This is a genomic window from uncultured Thioclava sp. (assembly GCF_913064665.1).
GTDB lineage: Bacteria > Pseudomonadota > Alphaproteobacteria > Rhodobacterales > Rhodobacteraceae > Thioclava > Thioclava arctica.
This window is the reverse complement of sequence record NZ_CAJYBT010000004.1, coordinates 63,498-87,674: the sequence shown is the minus strand read 5'-3', so window position 1 is coordinate 87,674 and position 24,177 is coordinate 63,498. Positions and strand designations below refer to the sequence as shown.

Below are 24,177 nucleotides of genomic sequence, written 5' to 3'. Positions count from 1 at the left end.
CTGCGGTTTCTGATCTGGCATTCGGGGGGCTTGCCCCCCGTTTTCATGTCGCGCTTATTTGGCGGCTTTAGCTTTGCGCTCTTCGGCCACGATCTGCGCCATCGCCGCTTCGGGCGCATAGCCGCGCAGCAACTGTTCGCCGATCACGAAGGCCGGCGTGCCAGAAATCGCCATGCGCTGCGCCAGCTGATAATTGGCGCGCAAAACGGCGCTAACCGGTTCTTCGTTCATTCGCTTCAGGATCGGATCGGCATCAAGACCCTGATCCTTGGCCAGTTTTACAAGGCTTTCCACGGTGATATTGCCGCGAAATGCCATCAGCGCGTTGTGCACCTTTTCGTAAGCCGCATCGCCATCAATCTGCTGCACCGCGACGGCAAAGCGCGAGCCCAATTCGGATTGCTGCCCTAGGATCGGGAACTCTTTGATAATAAACTTTATTTTCCCGTCATGCGTCAGCAGATCATTGACCTCGCTGAACGCTTTCTTGCAATAGGTGCATTTGTAATCGGTGAATTCCACGATGGTGATATCGCCATTCGGATTGCCGCCAACCCAGCTATAGCCGTCGTCGAAAATGTCCTTGGAGTTGGTCGCGATCAACTGCGCATCATTATCTGCCTGCTCGGCGCGCTGTTTGGCCTCCAACTCGTTGATCGCCTCGAACAACACTCGCGGAATCGCCAACAAATATGCCCGCACAACCACGCCGAACTGCGCGTTCTGGGGATCGCACCTCTTTGAATAATCAAAGCCATGCGCAGGGGCGGCCCTGGCCAGCGCTCCATAGGTCGTGGCCGCCCAATGCGATCGCGCCCTTGGGCGTTTCCTTTGTTCGGTGCTATTGGGCGTCAAACTGGCCTTTTGCGGGTCTGGGTTCAAGGGTTAGTGACAGCGACGGGACGCCACAGCGCATTGACGGGGCGCGGCGCAGGGCCTAACCCGCCCCGGTTGGTCACAAAGTCGGGAGAAGCAATCATGCGCCGGTCGAAACGCGGACAGGTCGAGCCGTTTCTTGCAATGGATGTGATGCGGCTGGCGGCTGAGGCCGAAGCTGCAGGGCGCGACATTGTGCATATGGAGGTCGGTCAGCCCGCCACGCCCGCACCGGCCGCCGCGCGCCGCCGTTTGGCGCAGGCGCTAGAGCAAGAGGCGATGGGCTACACCGTGGCGCTTGGCCTGCCAGAGCTGCGCGCGGGGATCGCGGCGCTTTACAAGCGTTGGTATGGGCTTGATCTGGATCCGGCGCGGGTGGTGATCACCTCGGGTTCGTCGGGGGCGTTTTTGCTGGCGTTTACGGCGCTGTTTGATGCGGGCGACAAGGTGGGTCTGGGCGCTCCGGGCTATCCCAGCTATCGCCAGATCCTCAAGGGGCTGTCGATTGAACCGGTGAGCATCCCGACCGAGGTGCAAAACCGCTATCAGCCCACGCCAAGCGAAATTCCCGACGATCTGGCTGGGCTGATCGTGGCCTCGCCGGGCAACCCGTCAGGCACGATGCTTGGCGCGGATGAATTGGCGGCGCTGATGACCCATTGCGCCGCGCGCAACATCGCATTCGTGTCCGATGAAATCTATCACGGGCTGCAATATGACGCCCGCGCGGTGTCAGCGCTGGAAATTTCCGACGATGTTTTCGTGATCAACAGTTTCTCGAAATATTTCTCGATGACGGGCTGGCGCGTGGGCTGGATGGTGGTGCCGCAAAGCCATCTGCGTACCGTTGAACGGCTTGCCCAGCATATGTTTATCTGCGCGCCCCATGCCTCACAGATTGCCGCGCTTGGAGCGCTCGAAAGCCTTGACGAGCTAGAGCAGAACCGCGCCGCCTATGCGCAAAACCGTGCGATGATGCTAGAGGAATTGCCCAAGATGGGGTTCTCGCGCATCGCACCGCCCGATGGGGCGTTTTACATCTATGCCGATGTGTCCGCGCTGACAGATGACAGCGCCGCTTTTGCCGCCGAGATCTTGGAAAAAGCAGGCGTCGCGGTCACGCCGGGGATGGATTTTGACGCCGAGCGGGGGGCGGGCACGATCCGGCTATCCTATGCCCAAGCGCCCGAGCGGATCGCCGAAGGGCTGAAGCGTCTGGCCGCCTTCATGGCCGCGCGCTGAGGCTTTGCCCCGCGCGCGCCGCCTCGTTATAGTAGCGCGCAAAAGGCGGGGCGGCAGGCATGATCAGGCATATTCTTATTCTTCTCTCGGCGGTTTTCGCGCTGGCGGGGCCGAGCTTTGCGCAAACGCCTGCGCCGGGGCTGTCGGCGTTGGCGCAGTTGGACCCTGCGCGTTCATCAATTCATCAGGGCGGCGGGCAGACCGATATTGCGCTTGGGATCAGCCAGCCAGTGCCCTATCGCGCCTATCTGTTGGCCGATCCTTACCGGCTGGTGGTCGATTTCCGCGAAGTGAATTTCACCGGCCATGATCCACGCGCGCTACTGGGCAAGGTCAGCACCATCACCGATCTGCGCTGGGGCGCGTTTCGCCCCGGCTGGTCGCGCATGGTCGCGGAATTGTCGCGCCCGATGGTGCTGGTCTCAGCCGAGGAACGCAGCGGCGACACGCCGCAAATTCGTCTTTCGCTGCGCGCGGTCCCGGCGGCGGATTTCAAGGCCAAGCGGGGCGCAGCAGACAGCGCACTTTGGGGCTTGCCCCAGCCCGCCGAGGTTGCCGCCCCTCATCGCCGTCAGGATGGGTCACGACCGCTGAAAATCGTGCTTGATCCCGGTCATGGCGGTCTTGATCCGGGCGCGCAGGATGGGGGCCTGCGTGAGGCCGATATCGTTCTGGGGTTTGCGCGCCAATTGCGTGACAAACTACGCCGCGCGGGAATGACGGTGGTGATGACGCGCGATCAGGATGTGTTCGTGCCGCTGGAAACGCGCGTCACTGTGGCGCGTGCGACGGGGGCGGATCTGTTCATTTCGCTACATGCAGATTCGATTGCCGAGGGGGTCGCGACGGGGGCCACGATTTACCGCCTCGCCGATCACGCCGAGAATGAGGCCACGCGCAAACTGGTCGCGCGTCATGATCGCGACGATATTTTGGCGGGCGTCGATCTGGAGGGGCAGGGCGATCAGGTGGCCCATATTCTTGTCGATCTGGCCCGGCGCGAGACCCAGCCGCGCTCGGTGCGCGTGGCGCAGGTCTTGGCGGGCGCGATCAAGACCGAGGGGCTCAAGATGCACAAACATCCCGTGCAGGGTGCAAATTTCTCGGTTCTGAAATCGCCCGATATCCCGTCGGTCCTGATTGAGCTGGGGTTTTTGTCCTCGGCGGCAGATCGCAAGCGTCTGCGTGATCCCGATTGGCGCGCGCGCATGGTAGATGCGATCACGCGCGGGGTGCTGGCCTGGGCGCAATCTGATGCCGCCGAGGCGAAATTGTTACGCCAATAGCGGTGCAAAACGCGGCGTGACGCGCGGTCATCCGCGCATGCCGCAAAGATTTGAACGCAGCGCCACTTCCCGATTGCGTGATGGCGCATTACTTTGACCCTCACGTAAACGCGATGTATAGGCAGGGCAAACCGGGGCGATCGGCGCCCCTTGCGAGGGATATCTCTTGGTCCGATTCATTCTTAGCTCCATTGGTGGCGTGTTTTCCTGGGTTGTGACCGGGCTGGTTTTTGCTGCCCTCACAATCGGGGCGATCTTTTGGATCTATTCCCGCGATCTGCCCAGCACCGACCAGTTGGCGCAATATCGCCCCAAGACGATCTCGCGCATTTACAACGGCAATGGCCGCCTGATCGACGAATTCGCCGAGCAGCGCCGCCTGTTCGTGCCCAGCCAAGATATTCCCGATCTGGTCAAAGGCGCGTTTATTTCGGCCGAGGATAAGAATTTCTACTATCACTCTGGTTTTGATCCGCTCGGCATCGCCTCGGCGGTGATTACGGCGGTGAAGACGGGCGGGCGTGATGTGCGCGGTGCCTCGACGATCACGCAACAGCTCACCAAGAACCTGCTGCTGTCCTCAGATCGCAAGATTGAGCGCAAGATCAAAGAATTGATCCTGTCCTCGCGCATCGAGCAGGTCCTGAGCAAGGATCGCATTCTCGAACTGTATCTCAACGAAATTTATCTGGGTCAGAACTCTTACGGGGTGGCGGCTGCGGCGCAGACTTATTTCGACAAGACCCTGTCGCAATTGACGCCCGGCGAGGCGGCCTATCTGGCGGCTCTGCCCAAGGCCCCTGCGGCGCTGCACCCGGTGCGTGATTTGCAAAAGGCCACACTGCGGCGCAACTATGTGCTGCGCCGGATGTATGAGGATGGCCGGATCGACAAGGCCATGCTGGATAAAGAACAGGCCTCGCCGCTCAAGTCTGTGCAAAATGGCGACTACCCGCCGTTTCGCGAGCAACTTCCGCCGCGCGACTACTTCACCGATGAAATCCGCCGCCAGTTGTCCAAAAGCTTTGGGCGCGAGGAATTTTTCGGCGGCGGTCTGACGATCCGCGCGACAGTGAACCCCGATTTGCAGGCCCTTGCGGGCAAGGCATTGCAGCGCGCGCTTGAAGATTATGATCGCGGCCTTGGTATCTGGCGCGGCACGGGCGCAAAGATCGCGCAAGACAAGCTGGGCGATGAGGCCGCGTGGCGCGCCGCTTTGGCCGATGTACCCACCGTTAAAGCGCCCCGCGATGTCGCCGGCTGGCATCCCGCGGTTGTTCTGGGCTTTGATGGCAATTCTGCGCGCATCGGGATCGAAGGCATCAAAGAAGACGCAGACGGCCACTGGATTGCGCCCGAAGATGTCACTTGGGCACGCAAATTGAACGCGGATGGCAAGCTGGGTCCGCGCGCGAAAAAGGCGCAAGATCTGCTGGAAACCGGCGATGTCGTCGAAGTGCGCGCAATGACCAAAGACAGTGACGGCTCGTTCATTCGCTGGACGCTGCGCCAAGTGCCCAAGGTTGAGGGCGCGTTCATGGCGATGGATGTGCATACCGGGCGCGTGCTGGCGATGCAGGGCGGGTTCTCGTATCAGTCTTCGGTGTTTAACCGCGCCACGCAGGCAGAACGCCAGCCGGGATCAAACTTCAAACCCTTCGTCTATGCGGCGGCTCTTGATAGTGGGTTCTCGCCCGAGACGATCGTGATCGACGCCCCGATCGAGGTGAACACGCCGCAGGGCATGTGGCGCCCGAAGAACGCCTCGAACCGCTATTACGGTCCCACGCCGATGCGCACCGGGCTGGAACACTCGCGCAACCTGATGACGATTCGCATCGCGCAGGAAATCGGCATGGATACGATTGCCGCCTATGCCGAGAAATTTGGCGTTTATGACGATATGCGCGAGTTCTTGGCCAATGCTTTGGGCGCGCAGGAAACCACGATGTTCCGGCTGATCTCGGCCTATGCGATGTTTGCCAATGGCGGCGAACGGGTGGAACCGACGCTTGTGGACCGCGTGCAAGATCGCTATGGGCGCACGATTTATCGCCATGACACGCGCACCTGCGATACCTGCGATGACCCGAACCTTCCCGAGGGGCGCGGACCGCAGATCACCAGCCATCGCGAACAGATCATCGACCCGATCACCGCCTATCAGATGATCTCGTTGATGCAGGGTGTGATCAAACGCGGCTCTGGCAAGGGCGTGAACTTGCCGGTGCCGGTCGCCGGCAAGACAGGCACCACGAATGACGCCAAAGATGTTTGGTTCACCGGCTTTACATCCAACATCGTGGCCTCGTGCTACATGGGCTATGACAACCCGCGCTCGCTTGGGGCGCATGCCTATGGCGGCACGCTGTGTGTGCCGGTGTTCAACGAGTTCATGAAAGAGGCGGTCAAGGATTTCGGCGGCACCAATTTCAAGGTTCCCCCGGGGGGCACTTGGGTGAAGTTCAATCGCTACACCGGCGAGCGCTTGTCAGACAGCGCGACGGGCGAGTTCGTGCAGGCCGAATATCTGCGCCCTGGGCAGGATATGTCGGGGCTGGGCGCGCTGGTTGTGGATGGCGGGTTTGGCATGGGCGTGAACCTGCCGCTCTTTGCCCCGGGCCAAAGCGAAGAGGCAAGCCAGACCATCACCACTTCGACGGGCAAGACCAAGGTCATTCCGAAAAAGGCCGATTTCGGAACGCTTAGCGCGGGCGGGCTGTATTAAGCCGCCCCCTGCGCGCGAAAAGGGGACTGCGCGGAATGCCCATGTCAGTTGTGGCGTTCGACCCTTCGTGTTGATGCTGTTAGCTTGGCGATGTGGATCACGGCGTTCGCGTTGATGATCGGTTGGAGCCTGCGCTATGGCAAACGCCGCGGGGCGCAGATTCGCGCGGGTTTTGAAGGGGCCGCAACCAAGGCCGCATGGCCGCTCGATCATCGCGCGCACTCAGCCCGCTTGCGGGCGCGGCTCTGATTTCGTATCACCGCGCCAAGACTTTTCAAAGGATGACTCATGCGCGCCGAGACGCAAAATATCGCCGATGCGATCCGCAAATCGCTGAGCCTGTTGGGCCAGCGCATGGACTTGGAAACCGCGCCGCACCGGATTGAGGAATTCAACGCGATGATCGAGGATCCCAGCCTGTGGGACGATCAGGCGCGCGCGCAAAAGCTGATGCGCGATCGCCAGCAATTGTTGGATAAATTCGAAACCTATTCGCGCATCGACCAAGAGCTGACCGACAATATCGAGCTGATCGAGATGGGCGAGATGGAGGGCGATGACGAGATCATCGCCGAGGCGGAGAAATCGCTGCGCGCCCTGAAAGAAGAGGCCGACAAAAAAGAGCTTGAGGCGCTTTTGGATGGCGAGGCGGATGGCAATGACACCTTCCTCGAGATCCACTCGGGAGCCGGGGGCACGGAAAGCTGTGACTGGGCCTCGATGCTGGCGCGGATGTATGTCCGCTGGGCCGAGAAAAAGGGCTACGAGGTCGATCTGCAATCGGAAACCGCAGGCGAAGAGGCAGGCATCAAATCCGCGACCTATAAAATCACCGGGCCCAATGCCTATGGCTGGCTGAAATCGGAAAGCGGTGTTCATCGTCTGGTGCGCATCAGCCCCTATGATTCCGCCGCGCGCCGGCATACCTCGTTCAGCTCGGTCTGGGTCTATCCGGTGGTGGACGACAATATCGAGATCGAGGTTGCCCCCAACGATATCCGCATTGACACCTATCGCTCGTCGGGCGCGGGCGGGCAGCACGTCAACACCACCGACTCGGCGGTGCGCATCACCCATATCCCGACCGGGATCGTGGTGACATCTTCGGAAAAATCGCAGCACCAAAACCGTGACATCGCGATGAAAGCGTTGAAATCGCGGCTCTATCAGATGGAGATGGACCGTCGCAACGCCGCCATCAACGAGGCGCATGAAAACAAGGGCGATGCGGGTTGGGGCAACCAGATCCGGTCTTACGTCTTGCAGCCCTATCAGATGGTCAAAGACTTGCGCACCAATTACGAGACCTCGGATTCTCAAGGGGTGCTGGACGGCGATCTGGACGGGTTCATGGCCGCGACCCTTGCGCTGGGGGTCGAGGGAAAAAGCCGCGCCGACGCGCAGGCAGAGGACTGATCGCATGGCGGCGCGGGTTCATATCACCGGCGCCGCAGGATCGGGCACCTCGTCGCTGGGACGGGCGCTCGCGAAGGCGCTTAACGTACCCCATCTTGATACGGACAGCTATTTCTGGGCCCCCACCGAGCCGCCTTTCACCCAAAAACGCCCGGTCCAAGAGCGGCTGGCCCTGATCGCCGCTGATCAACTGGGCCAAGGGATAGATGGCGGCTGGGTGCTGTCTGGGTCCTTGGATGGGTGGGGTGATTTGGCCTTGGGCGGCCTTGATGCCATCATTTTTCTCACCGCGCCCACCCCGACCCGTCTGGCGCGCATCCGCAAGCGCGAGACGCTCAAATTCGGCGATCGGATCAAACCGGGGGGCGATATGCATCACAATCATTCCGCCTTTCTGAAATGGGCTGCGAGCTATGACGAGCCCTATTTCTCGGGCCGCTCGCTGGCGCGTCATCGCGAATGGTTGGCGGGTCGAACCGAACCGGTGCTCTATTTGTCTGGGGCGGATGATCTGGACCACCTTGTTGGTGCGTGCTTGCAAAGCTTGCAATGAAACCAAGCGCTGCCTTTGCGCGTAACCTTTTGCAACCAAAGGAGCGGCGGGCATGGATTTCAACGGAAAACGGATTTGGATCGTCGGCGCGAGTTCGGGTATCGGGCAGGCGCTTGCGCGCGAATTGGCAGGGCGCGGGGCGCGGCTGGTGCTGTCGGCGCGTTCGGTCGATCCGCTCAAGACGCTCGCAACGGAATTGGGGCAGGGCGAGGTTGTGCCCTTCGACATTTCCGACCCTGAAAGTCTGGATGATGCGCGCGGCGAAATCCTGTTGGGCGGGCCGCTGGATGGGATGATCACCACAGCCGCGATGTATGATCCCGGCTATGTCAGCCAGATCGAACGCGACAGCGCGCGCAAGCTGGTTGAGGTCAATCTTCTGGGCACGCTGTGGTTTGCCCAAGCCGCCAAAGGCTTGCTGCGTGAGGGCGGGCAATTGGTGATTTTCGGCTCGGTTGCGGGCTATTTCGGGTTGCCAAAGGGGCAGCTTTACTCGGCTTCCAAGGCCGCAGTGATCAATCTTGTCGAATCCCTGCGGGTGGAATTTGCGCCCGAGATCGACGTGCGGCTGATCTCTCCGGGGTTCGTGAATACGCGCCTGATCGAGAAGAATGACTTCGACATGCCCTTCATGATCGAACCCGATGCCGCCGCGCGCCGGATCGCCGACGGGCTGGCAGGGCGCAAATTTGAGACGCATTTTCCGCGCCGCCTGACCTGGGGGCTCAAGCTGTTGCGCCGCCTTCCTTATCGGCTCTCGCTCTGGCTGACCGCGCGGATGTAATGCCGCGTTGCAGCGTTGATTTTTCTCGACAGATCACGGCTTCGTGACGCAACCTGATGTCACGCGCTTTTGGGAGAGAGCGCGCGTAATCAGGGAGAGAGAAATGCACGAAGTGATGTCTGAGCCATCAGAGTTGCCGCAATTCCGCGATGTCTCGGTGTCCGAAATTCCACAGATTTTGCGCGCAGGTCTGCGTGATTTCATGCGCGCGCCAGTGTTTGGGTTGGCGTTTTCGGGATTCTACGTTCTGGGCGGGATTATTCTGTGGTTCGTGTTTGCCGCGGAAGGGCAGGAATGGTGGCTGATCCCGTTCGCGCTGGGGTTTCCGCTGCTTGCACCCTTTGCCGCGATTGGGCTGTATGAAATCAGCCGCCGGATCGAAGCGGGAGAGCCGCTGATCTGGGGCCAGGTCATCTCATGTTGCATCTCGCAAAAGGATCGGCAGATCCCCTCGATGGCGATGCTGATCCTGATGATGTTCATGTTCTGGGTCTTTGTGGCGCATACCACCTTCGCGCTGTTCATGGGGCTGTCGGCATTTACCAATGTCAGCTCCTCGCCCGAGATTCTGTTTTCGGGGCAGGGGTTGGTGATGCTGGCGGTTGGCTCGTTGATTGGTGCGGGCTTTGCGCTGGTGCTGTTTTCCTTCACCGTGGTCGGCTTGCCGCTTTTGATGGAACGCGAAATTGACATCATCACCGCGATCCTGACCTCGATGCGTGCTGTTGCGGCCAATCCGGTTTCGATGGGGGTCTGGGGGATCGTGATCGCGGGCAGCCTGTTCATTGGCATGATCCCGATGTTCTTGGGGCTGCTCGTCGTGCTGCCGGTGTTGGGCCATGCCAGTTGGCACATGTATCGCCACCTCACCAGCTAACCGAAACTGAATGCAGAAATGACAAAGGGCAGCCCGAGAGCTGCCCTTTCTTGCGTTCCGTAAAAGGAGGCGCTTATTTCGTGTCCGGAGCACCGGGGGCCGGCGCGGGCTCAGCCCGAGGCGGGGCCAGCTTGGGCGTGCCTTGGCCGGTCTGCAGCGGGTCGTCTTGACGCTGAACCGAACCTTCAAAATGCGCACCGCTTTCGATCGCGATGGTTTTGTGGATGATGTCGCCTTCGACCCGTGCGGTCGAGGTCAGGCGCACTTTCAGACCGCGTACGCGGCCCACCACACGACCATTGACGACAACGTCATCGGCAATGATTTCACCCTTGATCGTGGCGGTTTCGCCCACGGTCAGCAGATGCGCGCGGATATCACCCTCAACCACTCCCTCGACTTGAATATCGCCGCTGGTTTTGAGGTTGCCCGTTACGGTCAGATCCGCAGACAACACCGAAGGCGCAAGTTTTACGCGCGGTGAGGACGAGGGGGTATACTCGCTTGACGAGGGACGCGGCGGCGGCGCAGTGCCCGCTGCAGCTTGCTTGTCAGTTTCGGTACCGGGTTTTGCGCCGGATTCATGGATTTTGCTTTTAGAAAACATTCTTGCCAGCCTTGATGAAGGTCATCGGATTGATTGCTTTGCCACTGATCCGGATCTCGTAGTGCAGATGCGGACCGGTAGAGTGCCCGGTTGATCCCATATCAGCAATTCTCTCACCTTGCGACACCTTTTGACCCACCTTCACACGGATTTTGGATAGGTGGCCATAGCGGGTCGTGATCCCGAATTCGTGGCGGATCTTGATAAGATTGCCATAACCGCGCTCCCACTCGGCTGCGATCACAACTCCGTCAGCGGGGGCATAGACCGGCGTGCCAGTGGGCGCAGCCATATCGACGCCCTCATGCATCTTGCCCCAGCGCCAGCCAAAGGGCGACGAAAAGCGAAAATGCGATTTGACCGGCATCGCGAAGGGCAGCTTGTCCACGGCGATGCGATACATGTTCATATCGTCAAGCTTGCGCAGAATATCCTCGGCGCGCGCGGTGTCGCCGCCTAGATCCGCCGTGCCCTTGGAGGACAAAGAGATCGTGGTCAGTGGTCCGCCCGTGCCCGAATAGCCGCGCTTGATTTGGGCCAGCACATGCTCGGGGTCCATGCCCGCTTGTTTGAAGACCTTGTCCAAAGGCTCCATCGAGATTTTCACGGCCCCCTCAAGCGTTGTGAAAATCTCGTCGTTGCGCTCTTCCATCAGGCGTTTTTGCATCGCGATGCGGTCCACCGCGAGCTGCGCGGTCTTGGCATCGGCCGTTGCACTGTCGCGTTCCTGCGCGGTCTGGCCCAAGGCAGCGCTCAGGAAGTCGACCGTTTTCGCCATATCTTGCGCGCGGGCCGCTTGCGTGGCGCCACCAGCGGAGCCCACACCTTCGACCTTGGCCAATTTGGTGCGCGCTTCGTCACGTTCGTCCATGGTGCGGCGCAGGGTGGACTGGATCACGCCAATCCCGGTTTCCAATTCGCGCTTGCGCTCTTCTGACGAGAGCAGCGCCGATTGCATCTGTGACACCTGCGTCATCGCCGTTTGAAAACGATCCTGCGCGGCCAGTGCTTCGGCGGCGCGCGCGTCGCGTTCTTGCGACAGCGTATCAAGACGGCGCTCAAAAGCGGCTTTCGCGATTTTCTCGTTTTGCGCAGCCCCGCCCGAAGAAATGCCCTCGATAAACAGCATCGAACTCGCAAGCGTGGCCCAAGAGAACAGTCCAGCGCCAATCGCCAAAACACTTGCCTGCGTCAGCGGTCGCAGCCGCACAAACCGGGTCGCGCTGTCTGATTTCAGGAACAGCCGCTGTTCGGGCAGCCAGCGCTCAAGGCGCGAGTTCAGGCGGTCGAGAATGCGTCTGGGCAAGCCGTCGATCCTGTCTTGTTTTCGTGCATGGATGGCCCGAGGGCCGCGAACGGGGACAGCAAAGGGCTCCTCCGCCCTGTGGATAACGCACACTGCCGGTCTGCATGAGGGAGTAACAAGGGGGGCAGGTTCGGGCAACCGTTTTTGCACGAAGATCGGGTCGCAGTTCCCTCACGCGCCCGAGATCGGCGGTTTTCTGCCGAAACAACGGCACGCTTTGGCTCGTTTTTTCGTTTGAACTCACAGGTTTGTCACGTTTACGCGAAAGCCGTTGGCCCGGCACTTGCAGTGCCTCAGGTCGCGGCGCGCACAGCGTCCAGGACTTCTTGGGCATGGCCCTTAACGCTAACCTTAGGCCAGATCTGTGCGACATTTCCGGTGCCATCAATCAGGAATGTCGCGCGAAGAATGCCCCAGAAGCTTTTGCCATACATGGATTTTTCGGCCCAGACCCCGTAGGTTTCACAGGTCTGCGCGTCATCATCAGAGGCAAGATAGATCCCGAGATCATGTTTGGAGCAGAAATTCTCATGCTTTTTGAGGCTGTCTTTCGAGATGCCGATGACCACCGCGCCAGCGGCGGCGAACTCGCCCGCCAATCGCGTGAAATCCAGCGCCTCCGTGGTGCAGCCGGGCGTGTTATCCTTGGGGTAGAAATACACAACCACTTTGGCGGGGCGCGCCTGTGACAGGGTCAAATTGCCCTCGGGCGTGATCAATTTCGCACCCTCAAAGGCCGCGCCACCGGTTGCGGGAAGGGTGAAATCAGGCGCTTTTTCGCCAAGTTTGATCACGTCTTGATCCTCCGATGCATGTTGGGGCTTACTTTTGAGCCAAGCTTAAGGGATGATTAAGCACGAGGCAGGAAGGTGGGGCAAGCCGAACACGTTCGCCGGTGACCGCACGTAGCGCGCGGCTCACTCAGGAGGACGCCAAGGAGATGCCCTGAAGAATGGCAATGGAGCAAGACAAGCCCCACTCCCGCAAAGCGGAGTTGTCACGGGCGCCGGAAGGGCGCGCGTCAGGGGTGGCTATGCCTGATGACAACATTAAAAATGCTGCGCAATCTATTGAAGATAAACTAAAAAGACCTTCTTATGGTCGCCGTCGCGGTAAGTTTGGCCTGACCCTGTTGCTGATCGGACCCTTCTTGGCGATCGCCGCACTTTTCGCCTATCTCGTTGTGACCCATCGCCCGATTTCGGTGCCGCAATGGATGGTGTCGCAGCTGGAAACGCGCGCCAATGCGGCGCTTCAGGGACGGCTTAAAATCTCGATCTCGGGCGGGATCGACCTTGTGGTGACCGAAGGGCTGCGCCCAAGACTGCGCGCCCGGATGGTTCAACTCGAGCGGCCCTCAGGTCTACCCATCGCCGTGCTTCCTGAATTACGCGCCACGCTTTGGACGCAGCCATTGCTGCGGGGCAAAATCGAGCCACGCTCTTTCACCATTCGTGGCGCAAGCCTGTCGCTACATCGTCTGCCGGACGGGCGTCTCGATTTGGATCTGGGCGGTGGCGAGATGTTTGGATCGCTATCCGCAACCAGTGTGTCAGATGGCGTCGAGGCCTTCGAGCAGGTGTTTGACGTGCCCGCGTTGCGCAATCTGCGCACGATTTCCGCCGAAGATATGCAGTTGCGGATGATGGATGAACGGCTTGATCGACTGTGGCGGGTCTCGCAGGGCAACGTCAAGCTGGTGCAGAACGCACAGGAAATTTCGGTCACCCTTGGCTTTGATCTGGGCGATACCGGCCCCATGGCAAAGCAGAAACCAGCCCAGGTCGCGATTTCGATGACCACACAGAAACAAGGGCTTGAGGCCAGTTTTGGGGCTGCCGTGACTGGCCTGCCTGCGCGTGATCTGGCGGTGCAATCCCCCGCTTTGGCCGCACTTGGCGTGTTGGATGCGCCGATTTCGGGGGCGCTGCGCTCGGGGTTGGATAGCACGGGCACGCTGACCGGGCTCAACGCGATGCTTGAGATTGGCAAAGGGGCGATCAAACCCGCGCCCGGCGTGCAGCCGATCGAGATCCGCTCGGGCAAGCTGTATCTGAACTACGATCGGGCCCAACAACGCATCGCGCTGTCCGATCTTGCCATTGACAGCCGTGCGGTGCGGTTGCGCGCCAGCGGACAGGCCTATTTGCGCGATCTGAAAAACGGTCTGCCGCAGTCCTTGCTGGGTCAGATTGCCATTTCGGATTTGCAACTTGATCCCGAAGGCCTGTTTGAGGCCCCAGCCCAGTTCTCGCAAGGCGCTGCTGATTTCAAACTTTCGCTCAACCCGTTTCGCATGGATCTCGGCCAGCTTGAACTGACCGATGATAAGACGAAAATCTCGGCCAAGGGGTTTGCAGCGGCAAGCGACAAGGGCTGGCGTGTTTCGCTGGATGCCGGGATTGACCAGATCGACCAACCTAGCTTGCTGCGTCTGTGGCCGCCCGCGCTGGTGCCCCAAACCCGCGATTGGGTCGCAGAGAACGTCGTCACGGGTCAGTTGCGCCGGGTGCGCGCGGCGGTGCGCTTGCAACCCGGTGTGGAGCCGCGCGTGGCGCTGAACTATGAATTTCGAGGGGCCGATGTGCGCGTTGTGCGTACGCTGCCTCCGGTTCAACAAGGGCGCGGCTATGCCACGATCATTGGCTCGCGTCAGGCGCTCAAGGTTGAGGAGGGGCATATCACCGCCCCGTCGGGTGGGCGCATCGAGGTGGCCGATACTCAGCTTGTGGTGCCCGATATCCGCATCAAACCCGCGCCTGCGGTGGTGACACTGATAACGCGCTCACCGATCCCGGCAGCACTGTCACTGTTGGATCAGCCGCCCTTCGAGTTTCTCAAAAAGGCCGGAATGGGCACTGATATCGCCAAGGGTTGGGCCGAGGCGCGCTCGGTGATCAAACTGCCGCTCAAGCCCAATGTGCCCGCCGATGAGATCGGTTTTGACGTCACCGCGCGCCTGACCGAGGTGAACAGCGATACTCTGGTGCCGGGGCGTCCTTTGCGCGCTGACAAGCTGACTCTGCATGCCGACAATGCGGGGATGGTGATTTCGGGCAAGGGCTCGCTATCGGGCGCACGTTTTGATGCGGCGTGGGATCAACGCTTTGGGCCTGCGGGCAAGGGTCATTCGAACGTCAAAGGGTTCATCGAGATCACGCCAGCGGCCTTGCAGGCCTTTGGTGTTGGTTTGCCCTCGGGGATGGTGCGCGGGACGGGCTGGGGGTCGATCGCGCTTGATCTGACGAAAGATGCGCCGACGAAATTCACGCTAAGCAGCGATCTCAAAGGGATCGCCCTGTCGATCCCGCAGATCGGCTGGTCCAAAGGCGCCTCTTCACAGGGCAAATTGGCGCTGTCGGGCACGCTGGGTCAGCCAGCAGAGATCAGCGCCCTGTCGCTGGATGCGCCGGGGCTGGCGGCAAAAGGGTCCGTGGACCTCAACAAAGGTGGGGCCTTGGTGCGCGCCCGCTTCCCGAGCCTGCGTATCGGGAATTGGTTTGCCGGCAATGCCGATCTGGTGGGTCAGGGGGCAGGGCGTGCGCTGAATGTCGAGGTGCATTCCGGCCGCCTTGATCTGAGCAAAGCCAATTTTGGTTCAGGTGGAGCGGGCACGGGCGCGGGCAGCTCGAAAATCTCGGTGGCGCTGGATAAGGTGCAGGTGAGCGATGGTATCGCGCTGACCGGGTTTCGCGGTAATTTCGCGACCAAACCGAGCCTTACGGGGCCGTTTCAGGCGCGCATCAACGGTGCCAGCCCGATTGCGGGGGTTGTTGTACCGGACAAAAGCGGGCGCGCGGCGGTGCGTTTGCAGACCAATGATGCGGGTGCGGTGCTGGCGGCTGCCGGGATTTATCGCACGGCGCGCGGCGGGCAGGGCGTCATGGTGCTGACCCCGCTGGGACAGAAAAGCTATCAGGGACAGGCCCAGATCAAGGATCTGCGGGTCAAGGATGCGCCGGTTCTGGCGTCGCTTTTGTCGGCGGCTTCGGGCGTCGGGCTGCTCGAGCAGCTTGGGGGCGAGGGGATTTTGTTCAACACCGTTGACGCATCCTTCCGCTTGACGCCCAAAGGGGTCAGCGTCACAAGGGGCTCGGCTGTCGGGGCCTCGATGGGGGTGACGATGGTGGGCAATTATTATCCGCAGTCCGGGAAGCTGGATATGAAGGGTGTGATCTCACCCTTTTATCTGATCAACGGGATCGGGCAGATATTTGCCAAGAAAGGCGAAGGGCTGTTTGGATTTTCCTATTCCTTGGCGGGCAGTGCGACCCAGCCCAAGGTCTCGATCAATCCGCTGTCCCTGTTGGCACCGGGGGCCTCGCGAGAGCTGTTTCGCGCCGCGCCGCCACCGGTCTTGAATGAGTGAACCGAATGCAGCTTGCGGATTTCGACTTTGATTTGCCCGAGGGGCTGATTGCAACCCGACCGGCGCGTCCGCGGGATTCGGCGCGTTTGTTATTGGCCGAAGGGGATGCAATTTCAGACCGCCATGTCTTTGATCTGGTGGATATTTTCCGCCCCGGTGATCGGTTGGTCTTGAACAATACCAAGGTGATCCCGGCGCGCCTGACCGGGTCGCGCACCCGTCAATCCGCGCAAGGCGAGGTCAGTGCCAAGATTGAGGTTACGCTTTTGGAGCCTGCGCCGGGGGGGGAATGGGCGGCGCTGGCCAAGCCCCTGCGCAAGGTCAAACCGGGCGAGCGGATTGTGTTTTCCAGCGCGCTGTCTGCGGATGTAGTCGCGATCGCGGAGGGGCAGTTGCGTCTGAGCTTCAATCTTGAGGGTGAGGATTTCGACGTCGCTTTGGCGCAGGCGGGCGCGATGCCTCTGCCGCCCTATATCGCTGCGCTGCGCGCCCCCGACGAGGCCGACAAATCCGATTATCAAACGGTTTTTGCGCGTCATTCCGGGGCGGTGGCCGCCCCGACGGCGAGCTTGCATTTCACCAAAGAGCTGCTTGAAGCGCTGGCCGCGAAAGGTGTGGAATTTACCGAAGTGACCCTGCATGTCGGCGCGGGCACGTTCCTGCCGGTGAAGGTCGATGACGTGACCACCCACAAGATGCATTCTGAGTGGGGTGAGGTCAGCGCGCAGGCCGCTGCGGAAATCAACGCCACCAAAGCCGCGGGCGGGCGCATCATACCCGTTGGCACCACCGCCTTGCGCCTGATCGAATCGGCGGCCCGCGCCCCGGGCGGGGCACCCGGCCATATTGTTGCATTTCGCGACGCCACCGACATTTTTATCTATCCCGGATTCGCATTTCGCATCACCGACGCTTTGATGACCAATTTCCATTTGCCAAAATCGACGCTTCTGATGCTGGTATCCGCGTTAATGGGCCAAGATCGGATCCGTTCGATCTATGATCATGCGGTAAAAAATGGTTATCGTTTTTTCTCTTACGGAGATTCGTCGCTTCTGATCCCATAATGTCGCAATCGGGCCTGTTTCTTGAGCGATGCAGCCCTAGATGCCGCTGCTGGATGTGTGCATCTTTTCCGCCAAACCCCGAGGGACCATCATGTTGACAGTGCTGCGCCAAACCTGGCCCCTGCTTTTGGGGATTTTGCTGTTGATGGTGGGCAACGGGATGCAGGGCACGTTGCTCGGTATTCGTGGCCGGATCGAGGGCATCGATACGTTCTATATGTCGCTGGTCATGTCGGCCTATTTCGCGGGCTTCCTGTTTGGCTCGCGTATGGTGCCGGGTCTGATCGCGCGGGTGGGGCATGTGCGGGTGTTTGCAGCCCTTGGGTCACTGATCTCGGCGGTTCTGGTGCTGTATGCCGCCTGGCCGTCCTGGCCGGCCTGGATGGTGATGCGGGTGCTGATCGGGTTCTCGTTTTCGGGGGTGTATATCACCGCTGAAAGCTGGCTGAACGCGGGCGCCACCAATGAGACGCGCGGCCAAGCACTTTCGCTGTATATGATCATGCAGATGCTTGGAATCGTCGTCGCGCAAGGCTTGCTGAACGTCGGCGATCCGGCGGGCTATCTGCTGTTTGTGATCCCCTCGGTGCTGGTGTCGATTTCCTTCACGCCGATCCTGTTGTCGGCCTCGCCCGCACCCAGTTTCGAGACGATCCAGCGCATGACCTACAAGCGGCTCTGGGAGACTTCACCGCTTGGGGTGATCGGGATTTTCCTGCTGGGGGGTGTATTTTCGGCCATGTTCGGGATGGCTTCGGTCTGGGGCACGGCGGCGGGGCTAACCGTGCGCGAGATATCGGAATTTGTCGCCGCAATCTATGTCGGGGGCATGGTGCTGCAATACCCGATCGGCTGGGCCTCGGACCGGATGGATCGTCGTGTTTTGATCGCAGGTGCGGCGCTGATCGGCGGCGTGATGACGGGCGTTGTTTTGTTGTTCAATCCGCCGTTTTTCGTGCTTTTGTTTGCGGCGGCTCTGATTGGTGGCGTTGCGAACCCGCTTTATTCGCTGCTGATCGCTTATACCAATGATTATCTGGATTACTCGGATATGGCCTCGGCCTCGGCGGGGTTGATGTTCGTCAACGGGCTGGGCGCGGTCAGTGGGCCGATCGTGACGGGTTGGTTGATGGGGATCGTCGGACCGGGCGGGTTTTTCCTTTATATCGGGGTGCTGTTTTTTGCGATTGCGGGGTATGCGGGCTGGCGGATGACGCGGCGCGTGTCGCTGTCGCCTGCCGATACCGGCGCCTATGCGGTGCTCTCGCCCACGGCCACGGCGGTCGCGGTTGAGGCGGTGCTGGAGGTCGCGCAGGAAGAGGCAGAGGCGGCTGCCGACGAGGCCGCGGCAGAGGCGGCTACGCAAAACGTGAAGGATGCCGCCGCCTGACAGCGCTTTGATCAAGCGCCTCCTTGCCCTACCATAATCCCAAGTAACGTCAGGGGGAGGGCCAAGATGGACCGTGTTGAAGAGATCGTTACGTTCTGGACGCGCGATGTCGGGCAAGCGAACTGGTATGCATCGAGCGAAGAAACCGATGCCACCATTCGATGTCGCTACGCGCCGCTTTGGCAGGTGGCTGCACAGGGCGCACTGACGGATTGGGCACAAACACCGCGCGGGGCGCTGGCGCTGATCTTGCTGCTCGACCAATTTCCCCGAAATATGTTTCGCGACGATGCGCGCAGCTTTGCCACCGATCCGGAGGCGCGCCAACATGCGGGCCGCGCAATCTCGGAGGGGTTTGATTTGAAAATCCCCCCTCCCTTGCAGCAGTTCTTTTACCTACCCTTCATGCATTCCGAAGATCTCGCGGATCAAGATCGCGCAATTGTCTTTTTTACCGATCGATTACGCGGCACTGACAATCTGCGCCACGCGCGCGCGCATCGATCCGTCATCGAACGCTTTGGGCGCTTTCCATGGCGCAATGACGCATTGAACCGTGAAACCACCCCAGAAGAGGCGGCCTATATGCGCGAAGGGGGCTATCGCAAAGCGCTGTCAGAACAGGATGAGTTGAACGCAAATTCAAAATAGTTTAGCGTCAAACTAATTTCTATCCGGAGAGAAGACATGGCATCGAAAAGCTACGATATGATCGTGATAGGGTCAGGGCCGGGGGGCTATGTCAGTGCCATCCGGGGGGCACAACTGGGTCTCAAGGTGGCCATTGTCGAGCGCGAGCATATCGGCGGGATTTGTCTCAACTGGGGCTGTATACCTACCAAGGCGCTGTTGCGCTCGGCCGAAGTGTTTCACTTGATGGAACGCGCCAAGGATTTCGGGCTGAGCGCAGAGAAGATCGGCTATGATCTGGATGCGGTGGTCAAGCGGTCTCGTGGGGTGGCCAAGCAGCTTTCCTCGGGCGTGTCGCATCTGATGAAGAAGAACAAGATCGACGTTGTGATGGGCGTGGGCAAGCTGGCGGGCCCGGGCAAGGTATCGGTTAAGACCGACAAGGGCACCGAGGAGCTCACGTCAAAGAATATCATTCTGGCGACGGGCGCGCGTGCGCGTAACTTGCCGGGGCTTGAGGCCGATGGCAAACGCGTTTGGTCCTATAAGCACGCGCTGCAACCACCCCATCAGCCCAAGAAACTTCTGGTCATTGGTTCGGGCGCGATTGGCATCGAATTTGCAAGCTTCTTCAATACTTTGGGCGCTGACACGACGGTCGTCGAAGTGATGGATCGCGTGCTTCCTGTCGAAGATGAGGAAATCTCGAAATTTGCGAAAAAGCAGTTCGAGAAACAGGGCATGAAGATCCGCGAAAAGACCACCGTGACCAAGCTGGATCGCAAGGCCGACAAGGTGATCGCGACGCTGGAATCGGGCGGCAAGACCGAGACGCTTGAGGTCGATACCGTGATTTCCGCCGTTGGCATCGTGGGCAATGTCGAGGATCTGGGGCTGGAAGACGCGGGCGTTAAAATCGACCGCACCCATGTGATCGTGGATGAGTTCTGCCGCACTGGCGTGGACGGGGTTTATGCGATTGGTGACATCGCGGGCGCGCCGTGGCTTGCGCACAAGGCCAGCCATGAGGGCGTGATGGTGGCCGAATTGATCGCGGGCAAACACGCCCATCCGATTAAGCCGGGCTCGATTGCGGGCTGCACCTATTGCCAGCCGCAAGTGGCGAGCGTCGGCATGACCGAGGCCAAAGCCAAAGAGGCGGGCTTTGAGGTCAAGGTCGGGCGTTTCCCGTTCATCGGCAACGGTAAGGCGATTGCATTGGGCGAACCCGAGGGCATGGTCAAAACCGTGTTTGACGCTAAGACCGGCGAGTTGCTGGGCGCGCATATGATTGGCGCTGAGGTGACCGAGTTGATTCAGGGCTATGTGATTGGCCGCCAGCTTGAGACCACCGAAGAAGACCTGATGAACACCGTCTTCCCGCACCCGACGCTGTCCGAGATGATGCATGAATCGGTGCTGGATGCCTATGGGCGCGCGCTGCATTTCTAAGGCGGCTCGCATCGTGAAATAGCAAAAAGGGGCGCTCGCAAGCGCCCCTTTTTCATGTCCCATTGGCAGGGGCGTTACGCCCCGGCGCGCGTGGCGCGTTTGCGCTCATGCGGGTCAAGGTGGCGCTTGCGCAGGCGGATCGCCTTGGGCGTCACTTCGACCAGTTCGTCATCGTTGATATAGGCGATTGCCTCTTCAAGGCTGAGACGCACCGGCGTGGTCAGGCGCACGGCCTCATCGGTGCCACTTGCGCGCACGTTGGTCAGTTTCTTGCCCTTGAGCGGGTTCACCTCAAGATCGTTGTCGCGCGAATGCTCGCCAATGATCATGCCGGTATAGACCTGCTCTTGTGCGCCGATGAACATCTTGCCGCGTTCTTCGAGGTTCCACAGCGCGTAGGCCACCGAAATCCCGCTATCCATCGAGATCAGCACGCCCTGACGACGCCCGTCGATCTGACCCTTGTAAGGTGCCCAGGAATGGAAAATGCGGTTGAGCACGCCATTGCCGCGCGTATCGGTCATGAACTCGCCCTGATAGCCGATCAGACCGCGCGAAGGCACCAGTGCCACGATGCGGGTCTTGCCGACGCCAGCGGGGCGCATCTCGGTCAACTCGCCCTTGCGGGACGAAGTCAGCTTTTCGATCACGACGCCGGAATATTCGTCATCAACATCGACGATGACCTCTTCGATCGGCTCCAGACGCTGGCCGTCTTCCTCGCGGAAAATCACCCGCGGGCGCGAGATCGACAGTTCGAACCCTTCGCGGCGCATGTTTTCGATCAAGACGCCCATCTGCAATTCGCCACGTCCCGAAACGACGAACGCCTCGCCACCGGGCGTGTCTTCGATCTTGATCGCGACGTTGGTTTCGGCCTCTTTCATCAGGCGTTCGCGGATCACGCGCGATTGCACTTTCGAGCCGTCCTTGCCTGCGAGCGGGCTGTCATTGATGCCAAACGTCACCGAGATGGTGGGCGGGTCGATGGGTTGCGAGAAGATCGCGTCTTCGACCTCAAGCGCGCAAAGCGTATCGGCCACAGTGGCTTTGGACATGCCCGCCACGGTCACGATATCGCCCGCCACGGCCTCATCGATAGGCTGCTGGCCAAGACCACGGAAGGCGAGGATTTTCGTGCAACGGAATTGCTCAATCTTGTCGCCTTCGCGCGACAGCGCCTTAAGCGTATCACCGACTTTCAGGCGTCCTGCCTCAACGCGCCCGGTCAGGATGCGCCCGATGAACGGGTCCGCGCCCAGCGTGGTCGCCAGCATGCGGAACGGTTTGTCTTCGTTGGCCAGCTGCTTGGGCGCCTCGACATGTTTCACGATCAGATCAAACAGAGCATCGAGATTCTTGCGCGGCCCGTCGAGTTCCAGATCCGCCCAGCCGCCGATGCCCGAAGCATAGACATGGGGGAAGTCCAACTGCTGATCATCTGCGCCGAGGTTGGCGAACAGATCAAACACTTCATCCAGCGCGCGATCGGGTTCAGCGGCGGGCTTGTCCACCTTGTTGAGAACGACGATCGGCTTGAGACCCAGCGCCAGCGCCTTGGAGGTCACGAATTTGGTTTGCGGCATCGGGCCTTCGGCCGCGTCCACCAGCAGACAAACCCCGTCCACCATGCTTAGGATACGCTCCACCTCGCCGCCGAAATCGGCGTGGCCGGGAGTGTCGACGATATTGATGCGCGTGCCTTTCCATTCCACCGAGGTCGCCTTGGCGAGAATGGTGATACCGCGTTCGCGTTCGATATCGTTGCTGTCCATCGCGCGTTCCGCGACAGCCTGATTTTCCCGAAACGCGCCGGATTGGCGCAGAAGTTGGTCAACCAGAGTCGTCTTGCCGTGGTCAACGTGTGCAATGATCGCAATATTGCGAAGGTCCATGAGAAACCGCCTGTTTTCTGAGTTGCCCCGCCCATAAGGGAAAAGCGTTGGCTTGGCTAGTCCCGGTGATCAGTTCGCGACATACCAATCGCGCCGGTGGTTCATCGCGATCACAAAATTGAGCACCAAAGCCCCAAGCAGCGACCAAAGCACCTGCTCGGGCGCTAGTATGAAGCTGGCGATCACGAACAAGACCAGATCATGGATCGCCTGCGTCCAGCCTGCGCGAAAGCCAAACTTGTCTTGCAAGATCACCGCCACGATCGACACGCCGCCCAGACTGCCTTGGTGGCGAAACAGGCCAAGCAGGCCAACCCCGGCCGAGACGCCAAACAGCAGCGCCGCGATGCCAGGATGGATGTGATCAACGTGCAAAAGCGGCTTAAGCGCCTCGGCCATCACTGACACAAGGCTGACGGTTGCTAGGCTTTTCAGCGCAAAGGGCAGGCCACGCGCGTAATAGGCAAAGGCGTAAAACGGGATGTTGATCGCGAAAAACACGACGCCAAAGCTGATGCCGCTGACATAAGACAAGATCAGCGCCGTGCCCGCCGTGCCGCCAGTGACCAGCCCCGCAGCGCGCAGCAGGTGCAAACCCAGCGCGGCTTGGGCAGAGGCTACGACCAAGCCTTGCAGATCCTCAAGGCCGGAATAGCGGGGGTGGGCGGGTGTATTAAGGTCAATATTCATGACCTAAATATGACGCATCCCACGGGAAAGCCAACGCTGCTTGTGCGCAGAGCCGCTATGATGGGGGCGAATAGCTGGGGGCGTTCAGATCGCGATATAGCGGTCGCGACGATGGTTAATCATGATGATGATATTAAGCACCATCGCGCCCAGCAGCGACCAGCCGACCTTATCAAGCGGAAGCACAAACACCGCGAACAGGAACACGCAGCAATCAAACAAAATCTGCGTCTTTCCCGCCTTGAACCCGGTTTTGTCCTGCAGATAAAGCGCCACGATCCCGACTCCACCAAGGCTTGCGCCATGGCGAAACAACGCCAGCAATCCCGCGCCCGCCGTCACCCCCGCCAAAGTCGTCGCAGCCCCCGGATGCAGAGTGGCAAAGCTAATCAGATGCGGCCAGATCTCGGTCATGGCTGATAGCAACGCGACCGAGATCATCGTCTTGAGCGTGAAACGCAGCCCCATCCGGCGAAAGGCCAGCCAATAGAATGGTAGGTTGAGCAGGAAGAACACAGCGCCAAAGCTCCAGCCCGACAGATAGCTGATCACCAGCGACAGCCCAGCGATCTGCCCTGTAAACAGCCCCGCGCCATGCAGAAAAACCACCGAAAGCGACACAAGAACCGTGCCGCTAAGCAGGCCTTGGGTGTCCTCCAGCAGGGTGTGACGGGCGGGGTTTACGGTGTTGATATCGCTCATGCGCCGAGGCTTGCCACGGGGCGCGCGCCTGCGCAAGCAGTGGTGCAGTTAAGCCACGATCTGACGGGGAATTGTGCAATCACGCGCGCGTGAGTTGCATAGAATCACAGCACTGGGCGTTATCGCGCCATTCCGAAACGCCCCAATCAGAGGAGGCTAGATCATGATCTATCATCTTGCTTCCGTCGCGTGTTTCGGAACTCGGTCGCGCTATCGCCGCTTGGCTCGACGCCAAGGCTAAGCATACGCGCTGACTATTTGGGGCCACGCCCCATTCCTGTAACCCGAGTCTGATATAACCGCCTGA

Annotated in this window: 19 protein-coding genes; 12 read left to right on the top strand and 7 right to left on the bottom strand. The window is 60.2% G+C overall.

Annotated elements, in window-relative coordinates:
• Window positions 1–54 precede the first annotated feature (54 nt).
• The gene (locus QZ571_RS02700) at window positions 55–780 is read right to left on the bottom strand and encodes a DsbA family protein (RefSeq protein WP_295531515.1); all 726 of its coding nucleotides are present in this window, start codon (window positions 778–780) and stop codon (window positions 55–57) included.
• A gap of 198 nt (window positions 781–978) precedes the next feature.
• Between QZ571_RS02700 and QZ571_RS02695 the strand changes: the two genes are divergently transcribed.
• The 7 genes from QZ571_RS02695 to QZ571_RS02665 all read left to right on the top strand — a co-directional run bounded on the left by QZ571_RS02695 (window position 979) and on the right by QZ571_RS02665 (window position 9,762).
• Entirely contained in the window at window positions 979–2,118 is a 1,140-nt protein-coding gene (locus tag QZ571_RS02695) for an aminotransferase class I/II-fold pyridoxal phosphate-dependent enzyme (RefSeq protein ID WP_295531355.1), read from the top strand.
• Between the two features lie 59 nt (window positions 2,119–2,177).
• Window positions 2,178–3,404, top strand: coding sequence for an N-acetylmuramoyl-L-alanine amidase (locus QZ571_RS02690; RefSeq protein ID WP_295531352.1), 1,227 nt, complete (start codon window positions 2,178–2,180; stop codon window positions 3,402–3,404).
• Window positions 3,405–3,570: 166 nt separating this feature from the next.
• Entirely contained in the window at window positions 3,571–6,132 is a 2,562-nt protein-coding gene (locus tag QZ571_RS02685) for a penicillin-binding protein 1A (protein WP_295531348.1), read from the top strand.
• A gap of 288 nt (window positions 6,133–6,420) precedes the next feature.
• Window positions 6,421–7,548, top strand: coding sequence for a peptide chain release factor 2 (gene prfB, locus QZ571_RS02680; RefSeq protein WP_295531345.1), 1,128 nt, complete (start codon window positions 6,421–6,423; stop codon window positions 7,546–7,548).
• Between the two features lie 4 nt (window positions 7,549–7,552).
• A complete protein-coding gene (locus tag QZ571_RS02675) occupies window positions 7,553–8,101 on the top strand; it encodes an AAA family ATPase (protein WP_295531342.1) in 549 nt (182 codons plus the stop codon).
• A 52-nt stretch (window positions 8,102–8,153) separates the two neighbouring features.
• Window positions 8,154–8,885 carry an SDR family NAD(P)-dependent oxidoreductase gene (locus tag QZ571_RS02670; protein ID WP_295531339.1) on the top strand — a complete coding sequence of 244 codons (732 nt, stop codon included), beginning with the start codon at window positions 8,154–8,156 and terminating at the stop codon, window positions 8,883–8,885.
• Between the two features lie 103 nt (window positions 8,886–8,988).
• A complete protein-coding gene (locus QZ571_RS02665) occupies window positions 8,989–9,762 on the top strand; it encodes a DUF2189 domain-containing protein (protein WP_295531336.1) in 774 nt (257 codons plus the stop codon).
• A gap of 73 nt (window positions 9,763–9,835) precedes the next feature.
• Here QZ571_RS02665 and QZ571_RS02660 read toward each other — a convergent pair whose 3' ends face one another.
• From QZ571_RS02660 to QZ571_RS02650, 3 genes are all read right to left on the bottom strand, one after another.
• Window positions 9,836–10,369: a polymer-forming cytoskeletal protein gene (locus QZ571_RS02660; RefSeq protein WP_295531333.1), complete on the bottom strand. Its 534-nt coding sequence runs from the start codon at window positions 10,367–10,369 to the stop codon at window positions 9,836–9,838.
• Window positions 10,359–11,675 carry a M23 family metallopeptidase gene (locus QZ571_RS02655; protein WP_295531301.1) on the bottom strand — a complete coding sequence of 439 codons (1,317 nt, stop codon included), beginning with the start codon at window positions 11,673–11,675 and terminating at the stop codon, window positions 10,359–10,361. Before QZ571_RS02655 ends, QZ571_RS02660 begins: the two co-directional genes overlap by 11 nt.
• 293 nt (window positions 11,676–11,968) lie before the next feature.
• Complete coding sequence (locus tag QZ571_RS02650; protein ID WP_295531298.1) at window positions 11,969–12,469, bottom strand: peroxiredoxin; 501 nt, start codon at window positions 12,467–12,469, stop codon at window positions 11,969–11,971.
• Window positions 12,470–12,825: 356 nt separating this feature from the next.
• On the opposite strand from QZ571_RS02650, the gene QZ571_RS02645 reads away from it, so the two are divergent.
• The 5 genes from QZ571_RS02645 to lpdA all read left to right on the top strand — a co-directional run bounded on the left by QZ571_RS02645 (window position 12,826) and on the right by lpdA (window position 20,583).
• Window positions 12,826–16,044 (top strand): hypothetical protein, encoded by a 3,219-nt coding sequence (locus QZ571_RS02645; protein WP_295531296.1) that lies wholly within the window; start codon window positions 12,826–12,828, stop codon window positions 16,042–16,044.
• Between the two features lie 5 nt (window positions 16,045–16,049).
• Window positions 16,050–17,111 (top strand): tRNA preQ1(34) S-adenosylmethionine ribosyltransferase-isomerase QueA, encoded by a 1,062-nt coding sequence (gene queA, locus QZ571_RS02640; RefSeq protein WP_295531293.1) that lies wholly within the window; start codon window positions 16,050–16,052, stop codon window positions 17,109–17,111.
• A 91-nt stretch (window positions 17,112–17,202) separates the two neighbouring features.
• Window positions 17,203–18,501 carry an MFS transporter gene (locus QZ571_RS02635; protein WP_295531290.1) on the top strand — a complete coding sequence of 433 codons (1,299 nt, stop codon included), beginning with the start codon at window positions 17,203–17,205 and terminating at the stop codon, window positions 18,499–18,501.
• A gap of 66 nt (window positions 18,502–18,567) precedes the next feature.
• Window positions 18,568–19,152 (top strand): DUF924 family protein, encoded by a 585-nt coding sequence (locus QZ571_RS02630; protein WP_295531287.1) that lies wholly within the window; start codon window positions 18,568–18,570, stop codon window positions 19,150–19,152.
• Window positions 19,153–19,188: 36 nt separating this feature from the next.
• Window positions 19,189–20,583, top strand: coding sequence for a dihydrolipoyl dehydrogenase (gene lpdA / locus QZ571_RS02625; RefSeq protein ID WP_295531284.1), 1,395 nt, complete (start codon window positions 19,189–19,191; stop codon window positions 20,581–20,583).
• A 74-nt stretch (window positions 20,584–20,657) separates the two neighbouring features.
• On the opposite strand, the gene typA is transcribed toward lpdA, so the two are convergent.
• The 3 genes from typA to QZ571_RS02610 form a co-directional block, all read right to left on the bottom strand.
• Window positions 20,658–22,478: a translational GTPase TypA gene (gene typA, locus QZ571_RS02620; RefSeq protein ID WP_295531280.1), complete on the bottom strand. Its 1,821-nt coding sequence runs from the start codon at window positions 22,476–22,478 to the stop codon at window positions 20,658–20,660.
• Window positions 22,479–22,547: 69 nt separating this feature from the next.
• Window positions 22,548–23,168 (bottom strand): YitT family protein, encoded by a 621-nt coding sequence (locus QZ571_RS02615; protein WP_295531277.1) that lies wholly within the window; start codon window positions 23,166–23,168, stop codon window positions 22,548–22,550.
• Window positions 23,169–23,252: 84 nt separating this feature from the next.
• Complete coding sequence (locus QZ571_RS02610; RefSeq protein ID WP_295531273.1) at window positions 23,253–23,870, bottom strand: YitT family protein; 618 nt, start codon at window positions 23,868–23,870, stop codon at window positions 23,253–23,255.
• Window positions 23,871–24,177: the final 307 nt, after the last annotated feature.